This is a genomic window from Acetomicrobium hydrogeniformans ATCC BAA-1850, from assembly GCF_000160455.2.
GTDB lineage: Bacteria > Synergistota > Synergistia > Synergistales > Acetomicrobiaceae > Acetomicrobium > Acetomicrobium thermoterrenum.
This window is the reverse complement of record NZ_ACJX03000001.1, coordinates 1614036-1627344: the sequence shown is the minus strand read 5'-3', so window position 1 is coordinate 1627344 and position 13309 is coordinate 1614036. Positions and strand designations below refer to the sequence as shown.

11 protein-coding genes and 1 tRNA gene are annotated in these 13309 nt (G+C 46.4%); 1 reads left to right on the top strand and 11 read right to left on the bottom strand.

The window, feature by feature from the left end; translation table 11 throughout:
• Positions 1–9: 9 nt before the first annotated feature.
• From HMPREF1705_RS08095 to HMPREF1705_RS08045, 11 genes are all read right to left on the bottom strand, one after another.
• Positions 10–2043, bottom strand: coding sequence for an HD family phosphohydrolase (locus HMPREF1705_RS08095; protein ID WP_009201289.1), 2034 nt, complete (start codon positions 2041–2043; stop codon positions 10–12).
• The gene (locus HMPREF1705_RS08090) at positions 1997–3022 is read right to left on the bottom strand and encodes a PhoH family protein (RefSeq protein ID WP_009201290.1); all 1026 of its coding nucleotides are present in this window, start codon (positions 3020–3022) and stop codon (positions 1997–1999) included. The genes HMPREF1705_RS08095 and HMPREF1705_RS08090 overlap by 47 nt, the downstream gene beginning before the upstream one ends.
• A gap of 29 nt (positions 3023–3051) precedes the next feature.
• Positions 3052–3294 carry a NifU family protein gene (locus HMPREF1705_RS08085; protein WP_040348087.1) on the bottom strand — a complete coding sequence of 81 codons (243 nt, stop codon included), beginning with the start codon at positions 3292–3294 and terminating at the stop codon, positions 3052–3054.
• Positions 3295–3332: 38 nt separating this feature from the next.
• Positions 3333–4796, bottom strand: coding sequence for a pyruvate carboxylase subunit B (locus tag HMPREF1705_RS08080; protein WP_057940897.1), 1464 nt, complete (start codon positions 4794–4796; stop codon positions 3333–3335).
• Entirely contained in the window at positions 4789–5622 is an 834-nt protein-coding gene (gene mazG, locus HMPREF1705_RS08075; protein WP_057940896.1) for a nucleoside triphosphate pyrophosphohydrolase, read from the bottom strand. Before mazG ends, HMPREF1705_RS08080 begins: the two co-directional genes overlap by 8 nt.
• The gene (gene mfd / locus HMPREF1705_RS08070; protein ID WP_057940895.1) at positions 5601–8750 is read right to left on the bottom strand and encodes a transcription-repair coupling factor; all 3150 of its coding nucleotides are present in this window, start codon (positions 8748–8750) and stop codon (positions 5601–5603) included. Before mfd ends, mazG begins: the two co-directional genes overlap by 22 nt.
• Before the next feature lie 6 nt (positions 8751–8756).
• Positions 8757–9335 carry an aminoacyl-tRNA hydrolase gene (gene pth / locus HMPREF1705_RS08065; RefSeq protein WP_071804912.1) on the bottom strand — a complete coding sequence of 193 codons (579 nt, stop codon included), beginning with the start codon at positions 9333–9335 and terminating at the stop codon, positions 8757–8759.
• 7 nt (positions 9336–9342) lie between these two features.
• Positions 9343–10002 (bottom strand): 50S ribosomal protein L25, encoded by a 660-nt coding sequence (locus HMPREF1705_RS08060; RefSeq protein WP_057940894.1) that lies wholly within the window; start codon positions 10000–10002, stop codon positions 9343–9345.
• A gap of 122 nt (positions 10003–10124) precedes the next feature.
• Positions 10125–11093, bottom strand: coding sequence for a ribose-phosphate diphosphokinase (locus HMPREF1705_RS08055; protein WP_057940893.1), 969 nt, complete (start codon positions 11091–11093; stop codon positions 10125–10127).
• 39 nt (positions 11094–11132) lie between these two features.
• Positions 11133–12500, bottom strand: a complete 1368-nt coding sequence (gene glmU, locus HMPREF1705_RS08050; RefSeq protein WP_009201298.1) for a bifunctional UDP-N-acetylglucosamine diphosphorylase/glucosamine-1-phosphate N-acetyltransferase GlmU — start codon at positions 12498–12500, stop codon at positions 11133–11135.
• 67 nt (positions 12501–12567) lie between these two features.
• Positions 12568–12643 (bottom strand) — tRNA-Gln (locus HMPREF1705_RS08045).
• Between the two features lie 157 nt (positions 12644–12800).
• Here HMPREF1705_RS08045 and HMPREF1705_RS08040 point away from each other — a divergent pair.
• Positions 12801–13217, top strand: a complete 417-nt coding sequence (locus HMPREF1705_RS08040; RefSeq protein ID WP_009201299.1) for a Fur family transcriptional regulator — start codon at positions 12801–12803, stop codon at positions 13215–13217.
• The last annotated feature ends 92 nt before the right edge of the window (positions 13218–13309 follow it).

Below are 13309 nucleotides of genomic sequence, written 5' to 3'. Positions count from 1 at the left end.
CCTCCTCCACTATTTTCTTTCTTTAATTTGTCTAGTATGATACATTGACATCAACGTCTTGACAAAGGCCTGCTGTATGTCGTTAAGATCTCTCATCGTCAAGTCCACCTCGTCAAGCTGTCCTTCCTTTTTTTTGACCTCTATTACCTGTCGTATGGCATCGTTCAAAGCAGGAACGTTAAGAACCGAGGAACCCAAAGCACGGACTGCCGCTTCAGTCGAGTCTGCCAGCATAAGCAAGGCAGTTTCCTTCGAGCGTGGCTTGGGGCCGGGATAACAGTACTGATCTCTCTCAACATGTTCCTCTCTTTCCTTTGCCCTATTATAAAAATAGGACAAACAGGTCGTGCCGTGATGTTCGGTGATAAAGTCTATCATTGCGCTGGGCAACCCATACTCCTTGGCCAGATTAACCCCATCTTGAACATGAGAGAGTATCACCAAGGCTGAAATAGAAGGAGACAAGGTGTCGTGGACATTTTCTCCCTCTATTTGATTTTCTATGAAATAATGAGGCCTTTTAAGCTTCCCTATATCGTGATAGTATGCCCCGCCTCTGACCAAGAGGGCGTTTGCCCCTATCCTCTCTGCTGCCGCTTCGGCCAATGTACTCACCGTCATGACATGATGATACGTACCCGGAGCCTCAATTTGCAACCTTTTGAGCAAGGGATTGCTGGGATGGGTCAATTCCATCAACCTAATTGGAGATACGACATCAAATATGCCTTCGAAAAGGGGCAACAACAATACGAAGGCTCCGCTCAAAATAAAAATCGCTATCAGTATAATCAAGGTTTCTTTGGCCGTGGGGACATTGTAGAAGACTCCTATGAACACAAACCATAAGGCCATGGCTCCAAGGCCAACAGTAAGAATCCTTAAAAGGGCCTTCCCCCGCGTTGTCGGCTTATCTTTGAACAAGGCATGGGCTAACACGGTGATCAGCACTACGGGTAACATGGCATATAAGTAAGTAAAACTGTTAGAGGAACTCACCATTACGCCCAGTAATCCACCGCTTAAACCCAGATACATCGCACTTATAAAGGGCATTGTCATGTAGCTTAACCCCACGATAGGCAAAATGCCAAGCCCGATGCAAAAGTGATTTACTCTTGCCATACCAAACTGCAATATCCAAGCCAGGAGCAGGAGGGTGACGAAATAAGTCATCTTTCTGGCCGAGGTTTCCCTCCATTCCCGAAGCTCCGTATACCTGTGCAAGAAAGTCCAAAGAAAGACGATAAAAAGCGACAGGAGAAGCTGCATCCAGGGAAAACGCTCCTCCAAATACCCTTGAGATTTTAGGATCTCGGCAATCTCCGGAGTTATGACATCTCCTTTTTTGACTAACAACGTTCCGGGTTGAAGCAACCTCTCTATCGGATCGATGCCTGACCGATAAAACTCCCGAACCAGAGAAGTCGCCTCTGCGTCAACCTTTACCGCCAAATCAAGGAGATAGCTAAGTATTTGATAGACTATGTTCTGATCTGCTATGGATAAATCGGTATCCGATAAATACCTCCAAAGATCCAGCTTGAGATCATTACCGTCAAAGATGTCTCCGTTAAAGACCATGAGCCGAAGCCCCAGATCGCGGGTAACGCCCAAGACCACTTCTCGTTTCTGAGCAGGCATGGTGTTCAATATATCTGCCAGCCCCTGCGGAAAATAAAGCCACGTAGAGGACTTATCTATCTCTTCAAGTACGGTCTTTACAATGGGAAGAAGAGAAACGTCATGGACGACCACCCCCAGAACCCTTGAAGCCTGGCTTTCCCTTAATTGCTCGGTGACCGCCTCGTCCACATAAGCGACATCGGAGAGGACATAATAATCCCTTGGGGATGGAGAGCCTACCTTGAAGCCCTTGCTGGCCACATCCAGCTTCCATCCCCAAAAGAGCAATATCCCCGCAACAGTAATTACAATTAGGCGTAAAAACCATTCTAAACGTAACGAATCTCGAGTTAACGCAACAGCTACCTTTTTAGGATAACTGTTGATCGTTCCCCCTTTTCTTCTCGTAAACTTCATATGCCTCAACTATCCTTTGCACCATATCGTGACGTACGACATCGTAATTTGTAAGCCAAACGAACTCTATCCCGGCAACTCCCTCCAAGACATTTTGCACCACCTTGAGACCCGACTCTTTCCCGGGAGGTAAGTCGATTTGCGTTATATCTCCAGTTACTACGACCTTCGAGCCAAAGCCCATTCTCGTGAGAAACATTTTCATCTGCTCCGGTGTAGTATTTTGCGCTTCATCCAAAATTATGAAGCTGTCATTTAGAGTTCTACCGCGCATGTACGCCAATGGCGCCAATTCTATCACATTTTTTTCCAGATATTTCATAAATCGCTCCGGAGAGAGCAAGTCGAAAAAGGCATCGTAAAGCGGACGCAAATAGGGCTCGACCTTTTCTTTTACGTCTCCAGGCAAAAAACCCAGCCTTTCTCCCGCTTCCACCACAGGCCGCACCAAGACTATCCTGCTTATGGCAGAGGCTTTAAGGGCAGCTACCGCCATAGCCACCGCAAGATATGTTTTGCCAGTACCAGCGGGACCTATGACGAACACCACATCATTACGCTTGATCGCTTCTATGTATTTTTTTTGCCCGGCTGTCCGGGGTCTCACCGGTTTTCCCCGTGAAGTTAAATATATTATCTCCTCGTAAATGGAAAGGAGGTCGACCTTACCTCCTTCGGTCATGACGTTCATTCCATACTTGACCTCGGCAGGAGTAAGCCTGTAACCTTTTTCGGCAACCTCCACCAGCTGTTCGAGGAACTTTACGACCTGCTTGACGACTTCAATATCCGGACCGTGAACTTGAATTTCGTCTCCCCTCACCGTTATGCGAACAGGAAACCTCTCCTCCACGGCCCTGATGTTCTCGTCCCTTTGGCCCAATATTTTCTCCAGAACCCTTTCGTCCGCCACCACGAGGATTTCGGGCCTGGATTCTTCGCGACTGGTAGCCTCACCTTTAGAACTCGAAGAACTCATCAACGATGAATGAATTCCCTCCCCTTATCTTATTGAACGCTTTCCACGGACGCCACGATGTCCGGAAGGCGATCTTTCAAGACGTTCTCAACTTGAAATCTCAAAGTTTCCCTGGCAAAGGGGCATCCTCCACAAGCCCCCGTGAGCCGCACCATAACCTTCTTTTCGGCTTCATCGTAGCCTACGAATTCTATGTCTCCTCCGTGAGACACCAGAGCCGGCCTTATATCTTTCTCTATAACATCAGTTATGTCCTTTTGCACTTGAGTCATGATCGATATTTCCTCCTTCTTACGCATCAAATATAACCCTATACAGGGTAGGCTACTCCTTCGATAACATCCTCAAACCCTACATCCCTTTTTAAGGTCCTGGCGAATTTTCTCATCAGAAAATCCTTGGCCACGTTTGGAAATAAAGCATAGCTCAAAACGTCTTCCGGTTGCAATATCCATGGTTCTACGGCCTTGCGGGCTTCCTCCAAACCGGGCGGCAAAATCTCTCCAGGTCTGCATGTTATGGGCTTTTCTTCGCCAATGACCTTCTTCGCCACTTCAGGGTCAACCGGCGCAGGGGGCTTGCCATAGTAGCCCAGGAAGTACATTTTAACTTCATTTGGAACCATATGCCACCTTTTTCCTACCAATACGTTCAGCGTGGCTTGAGTTCCGACGATCTGGCTTGTAGGGGTAACCAGAGGAGGATATCCCATCTCCTGACGAACCTTAGGAACTTCCTTCAGAACTGAATCGAGTTTATCCAAAGCATTCTGTTCCTTAAGCTGGCTTACCAGATTCGAATACATGCCCCCGGGAATTTGGTAGATGAGGACATTGATGTCCACTCCGGTCAAGCCTACGATTAGGTCTTCGTTTTTCTTTCTTACCTCTTTGAAGTGATTGGCTATAGGCACCAGATCCTGAAGTTCTATTCCGGTATCGTATATGGAATCCTTCAAAGAAGCCACAAGGGATTCGGTCGGAGGCTGGCTTGTGCCCATGGAAAAAGGCGAAATAGCACAATCGACTACGTCAGCCCCTGCCAAAATCGCAGCAAGATACGCCATGGATCCCATTCCGCTGGTGTAATGAGTATGGACTTGCACAGGCAGATCGCACTTTTCTTTTATGGCTTTTACCAGGCGATAGGCAGCAACTGGCGACAACAGCCCGGCCATGTCCTTTATACATATGGAATCCGCACCCATCTCTTTCATTTCTAGTGCAAGCTGTGCAAAGGACTCCAATGTATGGACCGGCGAAATGGTATAGCAAATGGAAAGCTGCAAATGAGCGCCCTCTTTCTTCACTTGATCTGCTGCAACTTCCATGTTTCTAAGGTCGTTCAAGGCATCGAAAACTCTTATGATATCCAGCCCGTTACCGACAGCCCTCTTCACAAATTCTCGCACCACATCGTCAGGATAGTGTTTATATCCCACTATATTTTGGCCACGCAGCAACATTTGAAGTTTAGTTTTTTTAACTACCCGTCTGAGCGCCCTCAAGCGCTCCCAGGGGTCTTCGTTCAAGAAACGCATGGCCGCATCAAAAGTGGCCCCTCCCCACATTTCGAAGGAGTAATATCCAATCTCATCCATCTTGGCAGCCACGGACAGCATATCTTCTGTCCGCATCCTGGTTGCCATTAAGGACTGATGGGCATCCCTTAAAACGGTCTCGGTAACTAATACCTTCTTTTTTTCGCCCTTTTGTCCCTTTATGGACTCCCCAAATATGTCAATGCCGCTCAGGTTAATATCATTATTATCCATCTAAAATTGGCCTCCCCTTGGTCCTTTGTGCTTTTTTCGCAGATTGCCAAAGCGTTTCCAGTTCGTCTAGCGAATATTCATCAAAACTTCTTCCCTTTCCCTCCACAGATTCCTCGATAAACCTAAACCTGGCGGAAAATTTTTCATTTGCCCCTTGAAGGGCCTCTTCGGGATTCACTCCAATGTGTCTTGATAAATTAACCACGGCAAAGAGCAAATCTCCAATCTCTTCCTTAACCTCTCCAGCATTGCCCTCATCTAAAGCTTTGCGAAGCTCACGAATCTCTTCGTCTATTTTAGACCAAATGGGATCCAAATTACCCTTCTCCCAGTCAAAGCCCGTCTTCGCAGCTCGCTCTTGAATGGCATATGCCCTTAGAAGCGCCGGCATTGATCTGGGGATACCCGTAAGTCGAGAGGGCTCCTCTTTTTTGGACTCCCGCTCCTGCAATTTTATCATATCCCAATTCCGTCTCACCTCTTCGCTATCTCGAACCTTGAGATCTCCGAATACATGGGGGTGTCTTCGTTTTAATTTGTCGCAGAGCGATTCTATTATTGCCTGAACGTCGAACCAGCCGTTTTCAGCAGCTATCTGAGCGATGAAAACAATCTGCAGGAGAAGATCGCCGCATTCCTCACAGATGTTTTTTTCGTCTCTAGAGTCGATGGCATCGATCAATTCGTAGCTTTCTTCGATAACGTACTCCTTCAACGTATCAAGAGTTTGCTTCCTATCCCAAGGACAACCTCCCGGCGCCCGCAATTTTTTCATAATCTCGACAAGTTCCTCGAAACTTCCTCCTATATGGCGCTTCGGTTCCATTGTTCAACCGCCCCCTCGCCTCGTTGCAAGGCATCCATCATATATCGGACCAATTCCTTTATTCCCCTTGACCCACCGGGGCCCTTGGCCACAGAGTCGGTGATTATCCAACCCGGGCTTCCTCCGACCAGTGCGGAAAGACCCTCTCTTGCACCCTTCAAATATATCTCCTTCACATCCGCCGCGATCTCACGAACCATAAGGCCGGGCAATCCCGCTCTCAGTTTTGTTATATTCAACAGCAACTCAATTTCTTCAGGAAAAGGTCCGAATCTATCGACAATTTCCCGATTAATTTCCTCAATATCTTCAAAATTCAAATCCCTGAGCAACCTCCTGTACAAAGCTAATCTCAAGCTTGCCTGGGGAATGTAGTGCTCTGGAATGCCTATGGGAATCTTTATATCCATAGAAAGGGCCTCGGTTCCTTCTCCCTTCAAATTCTTCATAGCATCTTCGATCAGTTTATAGTAGAGTTGGAAACCAATTTTTTCAACGTGCCCATGTTGCTCTATACCCAAGAGGTTACCTCCGCCCCTAATTTCCAGATCCCTTAAGGCCAACATATATCCTCCGCCCAACTGATTGCATTCCGAAATGGCCTCAAGTCTCTGCATCGCCTCTTTTGTCAACACTTTATCACTGGGATACAACATATATGCAAAAGCTTGTCTGCTCCTTCTGCCTACCCTTCCGCGCAACTGATGAAGTTGAGAAAGTCCAAACATGTGCGCATTATCCACAATAAGAGTGTTAGCCCTAGCTATATCGAGGCCGCTTTCGACAATAGTGGTGCAAACGAGAACGTTGATGTCTCCCCTTAAAAATTTAATCATCGTCCTTTCGAGAACGTTTTTGGGTAGCTGGCCATGAATAATTCCTACCTTTGCCTCGGGGACGAGCTTCTTTAAGCTCTGCGCCCTTTTCTCTATCCCTTTAATTCGATCATATACAAAAAATACTTGACCGCCTCGAGATATCTCCCTTACGATGGCTTCCCTCACAAGGCTATCCCCCCACGGCCCGACTACAGTTATAACAGGCTGTCTTTCCTTGGGAGGGGTGCACAGAAGAGATATGTCCCTAATCCCGGACAGTGCCATATAGAGTGTTCTGGGTATCGGCGTAGCCGATATGGAAAGCACATCTACCTCGGCTCTCAACTTTTTTAAAAGTTCCTTTTGTTTCACCCCAAACCGGTGCTCCTCGTCTATAATGACCAGACCCAAATCTTTAAATTGAACATCCCTCTGCAATAATCGATGGGTACCTATCAATATATCCACAAGTCCCTTTTTCGTATCCTCCAATATAAGGCGCTGTTTTGCCTGCCCTTCGAAGCGCGAAAGCTGTTCCACCCTGATCGGCATGTCACCTATTCTGGCAATGAAATTTTCGTAATGCTGTTCTGCAAGAAGAGTAGTGGGAACCAATACCGCAACCTGTTTTCCTCCCTCTACGGCCTTTATTGCAGCGCGTAATGCCACTTCCGTCTTGCCGAAACCAACATCTCCAACCAGGACCCTGTCCATGGGAACCGGCTTTTCCATATCCCTCTTTATCTCTTCAATCGCCTTCAACTGGTCAGAGGTCTCTTTATAGGGGAAGGTCTTTTCAAAATGGCGTGACATATCTCCGTCTTTGGGAAAGGGAAATCCCTTTTTCAATTCCCTCAATGCATAGAGCGATACCAGATCCGCTGCAACCTTTTGAGCCTTTTCTTTCGCTCTTTGGAGGTTCTTTTTCCACGACTTCCTGTCAAGGCGATCAAGCTGAGGTTCAACTCCGTATATTCCTTCGTAAGGGGCAATTTTGTACAGTTGATATACCGGCACCAATAGTCTTTTTTTATCGCCGTACTCTAAAATCAGATATTCCCTTTCACCTTCTCCTGTATCCGTAGAGGTAACTCCTTTGAAAATAGCTATCCCGTAATCCTCGTGTACCACGTACTGGCCGACCTCTAAAGTTTCTTCCCAATCCGACGGAGGGCGATAGGAGAAATCCAAAAGATTTGACCTGTCGATCCCCATAATCGAAGATTGGGACAGTATGACCTTTTTGCCCTTTATATCCAGAAAACCGCTGCTAATGGGCCTAGGTATGAATTCGATATCCCGACTGCGCGCCCAATCGGCCAGATGTTCCATATCCGCGTAGAGGCTAACTCTGTAACCCTCTTCTTTCCACTTGAGCAGATAAGCATTGGCCTCTTCTAATTTTCCTTTAAAATAAGGCTCGTTCAATATATCGAACCTATATGCTGCACCTTCAGGCGATGAATCGATTCTTATCTTGGGCAACCTTCCGATGATTTTATAAATCTCTCTCCAGCTCGGTATGGAAGGCAAAGACTTATCATCGTCGCATAACTTATCCCAAAGCCAACTATATATGTCTCCCTGCGACTCGAGCTCCTTTGGGTCGAAAAGTATTACGCGGCAACCCTCAGGGATCGTCTCGAAAGGAAAGGACAATTTGCTGCCGTAAATTCTATGAATTTCTATCTCATCATGATGGGCGATGCTTTTTTGGGTCTCGCCGTCAAAAGCTCTAATGCTCTCCACTTCATCGTCAAAGAATTCCACCCTGATGGGATATCTGTAAAGCGGGTCAAAGAGGTCCAATAAATTTCCCCTAAGGGCAAAATGGCCAGGCGCCCACACCAGATCGACATGTTCATAGCCACTGTTTTGAAGCCATCTGGAGAGATTGTCTCTGCCGATGGCTTCTCCAACAGCTATGTTGAAGCTGTCGTCGGCAAAAGAAAGGGGCGTCATAAGGGCCCCCGGTGTCGATATTAAAAGCTTATTGCCCTCGCCATGACGCCACTTTCTATAAAGCTCTCCTCTGCTAACCCACAATGCGGATTGCCCCACCTGATCTGCCGTCAAGGGCAACTCCGGCAAATAGACTATTTCTCTTTCTCCGAACAATGCCTTCCAGTCGAAATAAAAGTCCAGTGCCTGCGAATTGTCGGGGAATATAGCTATGCTTTTAAATTTACAATCTCTCAAAACCCAGGGCCTTGCGGCGCCCTTCGTTTGGAGACAAAGGGTGTCTCCCCTTATCCAATTTTCGAGGTCGACATCCCAAACCTTTTCAATGTATATCTGCAATTCATGCATCACGTCCTATAGGCTGCTGTTTACGTAGGATATGGCATGTTCTATATCCATTGTAACCCAGGCCAAAATTGCCTTTGCTGCTCTCTCTAGCACATCGGGCAAGGCCTTCATTTCCTCTTCGTCGAAGGGAGATAAGACGAAGCCGATTAAATCCTCTATGGGTTCCTCTCTCCCCGTCCCTATTCTAAGCCTAGGTATCTCCAATGTGCCAAGCGCACCTATAACGGAAGCCATTCCATTATGGCCGCCTGCACTGCCCTTGGCGCGCAGCCTTAATTTGCCAAAGGGCAAATATATATCATCATAAACTATCAATATATTATTATTATCTATATTTAACTCCCTTTTTGCCTGAACTACAGAACGGCCACTTAAGTTCATAAAGGTGAGCGGCTTTAACAGGTAGACCCTTTCTCCCTCTACGTTCAAGGGTCCCCACATCATGCCATTACACCGATACTGGAAACCGGCAAATTTATTTAATTTTTCCAACAAGGCATCCATGGCCAGCCATCCTACGTTGTGCCTTGTCATGCCATATTTTGCTCCCGGATTACCAAGGCCGACGCAGAGTCGTACGCCCACTCTAAAATTATTCCTCCTCTTCTTCTGCGGTGGGCTTTTTGCCTATTACTTCGACTTCCCTTTCAACTTCCTCAGCCGCTTCTTCTTCTACTTCTTCGACTGCTTCAACGATCTGAACGACAGTGTCTTCAAGATCGACCGATACTAAAGCGCTTTCCGGCAAGTTGATATCGGATATCCGAAGGCTGTCTCCTACATCGAGTCCAGCTATGTCTACATGTATCTCATCGGGCATTTCCGTAGGAAGAACTTCCATCTCTAATTCGTGAAGAGATTGAATCAAAACTCCACCCTTCTTGACGCCCAGACAGGATTCCCTGTTTATAAGGACTATGGGAACAGCTACCAATACCCTGTGTCCTTTTACAAGTTGATAGAAGTCGATGTGAAGGACCTGCCTGCTTATAGGATCCCTTTGGTAGTCCCTTATCATCGCCATCTCCTTCTTGCCGTCGGGGAAAATTACGTTAAACATCAAGGTCTTCCAATGGGAAGAATGTATGTGTGGCAAAATCTCATCGACGGACACCTTGACCGGGACTGCTTCTTTATAATCCGGACCATAAAAGACTGCCGGCAAATATCCTTCTTTTCGTAGCCGTTTTGATCTGTTCTTTCCCAGATTTTCCCTATATTCCAACCTTATATCAATGTTCCCAACCGTCATATCGAATTCCTCCCTCGAAACAGAACTAAAATTATGATGGTAAATGCCCTAAACGAAAGCAACCCTATGTAAAATGAAACGCAACGATTGCCAATATTGCCCGTATTTTAAAACATTATAGCCTATCGAAAGAGTATGCTCACCGAATCATTTGAATGTATCCTGCTTATAGCCTCAGCAAAAAGTGGAGCAATGGACAACACAGTGATTTTATCCAATGTCTTTTCTTTGGACAACGGGATGGTATCGGTTAAAACCACTTCTTCTATTGGCGAATCCATGAGCCTCTCTATGGCCGGGCCGGACAAAACGGCATGGGTTGCAGCCGCAAAGACCTTTTTTGCTCCCCTTTCCATCAATGCCTCAGCTGCTTTTACAATAGTGCCGCCGGTATCTATCATATCGTCCACCAAGATGGCCACTTTGCCGTCGACGTGTCCTATTATCTCCATCACTTCGCAATGATTGGCTATGTCATAGGATCTCCTCTTGTCAACAATGGCAAGATCAGTATGCAAGGGCTCTGTAAAACGCCGCGCTCTCACCACTCCGCCTATATCGGGCGATACGACAACTGCTTTCCCCGCCTCTATTTCATCCTTCAGCTTCTCCTGGAAATAGGATGCCAGCAACGGAACGGCCGTGAGATGGTCTACGGGAATGTCGAAAAAGCCCTGAATTTGTCCGGCATGAAGATCTGCCGATACTACCCTGTCGGCTCCGGCTTTCTCCAGCAAATTCGCTATCAACTTTGCTGTGATCGGCTCCCTGCCTCGTGTCTTTCTATCCTGCCTTGCATAACCAAAGTAAGGAACCACTACGTTGATCTGATAAGCAGATGCCCTTCTCAGGGCATCCAAAAATATCAACAACTCCATCAAGTTTTCGTTCGAGGGGTAGCATGTCGATTGTATAACATACACATCGGCGCCTCGAACGCTTTCCTCTATAGATATGCCTATTTCGCCGTCGGAAAACCTATAAATCTTGGAAGCCGCCAAAGATATATGGAGGTTTTCGCACACCTTCCTGGCAAAGTCCGGATGAGATTGCCCCGCAAAAATTTTGAGCTCCCTATCCTTAAAGACCATAAAGACCGACCCCCACCTTTATTATTAGTAGTTGATGCCTTATTTTTTCCGTTTCCACCCCAATATGTTCCGCTGCCGCGCTCTTGCCAAGGCTAAGGCTCCTTTGGGGACATTATCGGTAATTACGGAACCGGCTCCTGTAGTGACATCGTCATCGAGCTCGACTGGCGCGACCAACATCGTATCACTGCCGACGAAACAGCGATCGCCTATTTTCGTCGGATGTTTTTTAATTCCGTCGTAATTACATGTTATAGTGCCGGCACCGATGTTGGTGTCTTCTCCAATAATAGCATCTCCTATGTACGATAAATGAGGAACTTTGCTCCTCGCCCCTATTTTTGACTTCTTTATTTCGACGAATTTCCCTGCAAAGGCTTGTGCCATCAATTCCGCTCCGTCCCTTAAATAGGCAAAGGGACCTACGACAGCTTCACGTCCGATTGAAGAATTTTCAATTATCACGTGGGAGTTTATGTGAACCTGACTTTCAAGCCTGCAATCCCTTATTATCGAGAAACTGCCTATGTTGCAACGATCTCCAACGACGGTCCTGCCATATATCTGGACATTTGGAGAAATAAAAGCTTCTCCTTCAAATAGTACGTTAGGACCAATCCAAACAGTTGAGGGATCAACGCATTTGACACCCCTTTCCATCCACCGAGCAAGTATCGATTCCCTTAGCAAAGCGGTTGTTCGTGCCAATTGAAAGGGATCGTTGACTCCCAAAAACTCTTCTTCTCTCTCTCCGAGCACCACTTCAACACGTTCCCCAGCACTCTGAAAGATTTCCACCAGATCAGTTAAATAGTACTCTCCCTGTGCATTTTTACATTCCAAACTTTTAATATGACGTTTAAGGGCATCTGTTGAAAAGGCATAGACGCCGCTGTTGACCTCAGAGATCTTCAATTCTTCTTTGGTTGCATCTTTTTCTTCGACGATTCGAACAACGCCGCCGGCTCTAACGACCCTACCGTATCCAACCGCATTGGACGCCTGAAAACTGATAAAGCTCAACGCCGAACCTTTCTCCAAATGCCGTCTCATCAACAAGTCGATGGTATCGCTGGTAATAAGGGGAACATCGCCGGGCAGGACCAATAAATTGTCGTAATTTTCCCAGAAAGAAGAACTAACCTTAACCGCATCTCCTGTACCTTTTTGCTGCTTTTGCTCGATCGTAGCGATATGGGGCCAATCTCTTTTGAGATAAGCTATTACTTCTTCTTTTCCATATCCTACTACTACTGCAGTAGCAACTTGCTGACACCCCTTTAAAGCATTTAGAGGATATAAAAGCATGGGCTCGTTCAAAATGGGTTGCATCACTTTCGCGGTAACGCTTTTCATTCTTGTGCCCTTGCCGGCGGCAAGAATTAAAGCTCCCCAAGTAAAATTCATATCTTCTAGCCTCCCAATGCAACAAAGTGGGGGGAGTCTTTCTCCCCCCATTTATATACCATATTTATGGCTGGGGTGGCAGGATTCGAACCTGCGAATGGCGGATCCAAAGTCCGCTGCCTTGCCGGCTTGGCTACACCCCATCGTAAAGCAAAATGAATTATACATGAAACGTTGCCTCCTTGTCCAGATCAATCGGGCAAAGGAAATCCTATTTTTTAAACTTTTTGAACGGTCCCTCTTGAAAATTTACCTTTAAATAGTTATAAATTAAATTACAGATTGGAGGGGTATCAAAACATGTGGAATGTCGATGAAATTTTGGATAAGTTAAAAACAAGGGGGTATAAATTGACAGGTCAGAGAAAGGCAATCGTGGAAAGGCTGTGCGGGCGCAAGGATCATCCAACGGCAGAACAGCTTTACAAAGAACTTAAAAAAGACTATCCGACCATATCCTTTGCTACCATATACAGTACCGTGCAGCTCTTGGAAGAAATGGGCTACCTGCAAATACTTACCATCGACGAGAAAAAAACCCATTTTGACCCAACGTGGGCAGCTCACGCTCACTTCTTCTGCCAAAAATGCGGCCGACTGGAAGACATCGAGATGGAACAGGAGGAAGTGGACAAACTCAAAAATTTGAGCGAATACAGAACCCAAAGCTTACAGGTCTATCTATATGGATTATGTCCAGAATGCAATAACAGGTAATCTAAAAATTTTGTGCTTCCTAATAATTGCGCTGGTAGTTTTGTCTTCGGTCTTGGGTATATTGAACCAACGCAGAGAATCCTCTTTACTGC

Bases quoted from the DNA above. Each gene is read 5' to 3' on its own strand.
- HMPREF1705_RS08060 (WP_057940894.1), bottom strand. From the start codon at position 10,002: ATGACGGTTGGGAACATTGATATAAGGTTGGAATATAGGGAAAATCTG.
- glmU (WP_009201298.1), bottom strand. From the start codon at position 12,500: ATGAATTTTACTTGGGGAGCTTTAATTCTTGCCGCCGGCAAGGGCACA.
- HMPREF1705_RS08085 (WP_040348087.1), bottom strand. From the start codon at position 3,294: ATGACTCAAGTGCAAAAGGACATAACTGATGTTATAGAGAAAGATATA.
- HMPREF1705_RS08090 (WP_009201290.1), bottom strand. From the start codon at position 3,022: ATGAGTTCTTCGAGTTCTAAAGGTGAGGCTACCAGTCGCGAAGAATCC.
- HMPREF1705_RS08080 (WP_057940897.1), bottom strand. From the start codon at position 4,796: ATGGATAATAATGATATTAACCTGAGCGGCATTGACATATTTGGGGAG.
- HMPREF1705_RS08040 (WP_009201299.1), top strand. From the start codon at position 12,801: ATGTGGAATGTCGATGAAATTTTGGATAAGTTAAAAACAAGGGGGTAT.
- mfd (WP_057940895.1), bottom strand. From the start codon at position 8,750: ATGCATGAATTGCAGATATACATTGAAAAGGTTTGGGATGTCGACCTC.
- HMPREF1705_RS08095 (WP_009201289.1), bottom strand. From the start codon at position 2,043: ATGAAGTTTACGAGAAGAAAAGGGGGAACGATCAACAGTTATCCTAAA.
- mazG (WP_057940896.1), bottom strand. From the start codon at position 5,622: ATGGAACCGAAGCGCCATATAGGAGGAAGTTTCGAGGAACTTGTCGAG.
- HMPREF1705_RS08055 (WP_057940893.1), bottom strand. From the start codon at position 11,093: ATGGTCTTTAAGGATAGGGAGCTCAAAATTTTTGCGGGGCAATCTCAT.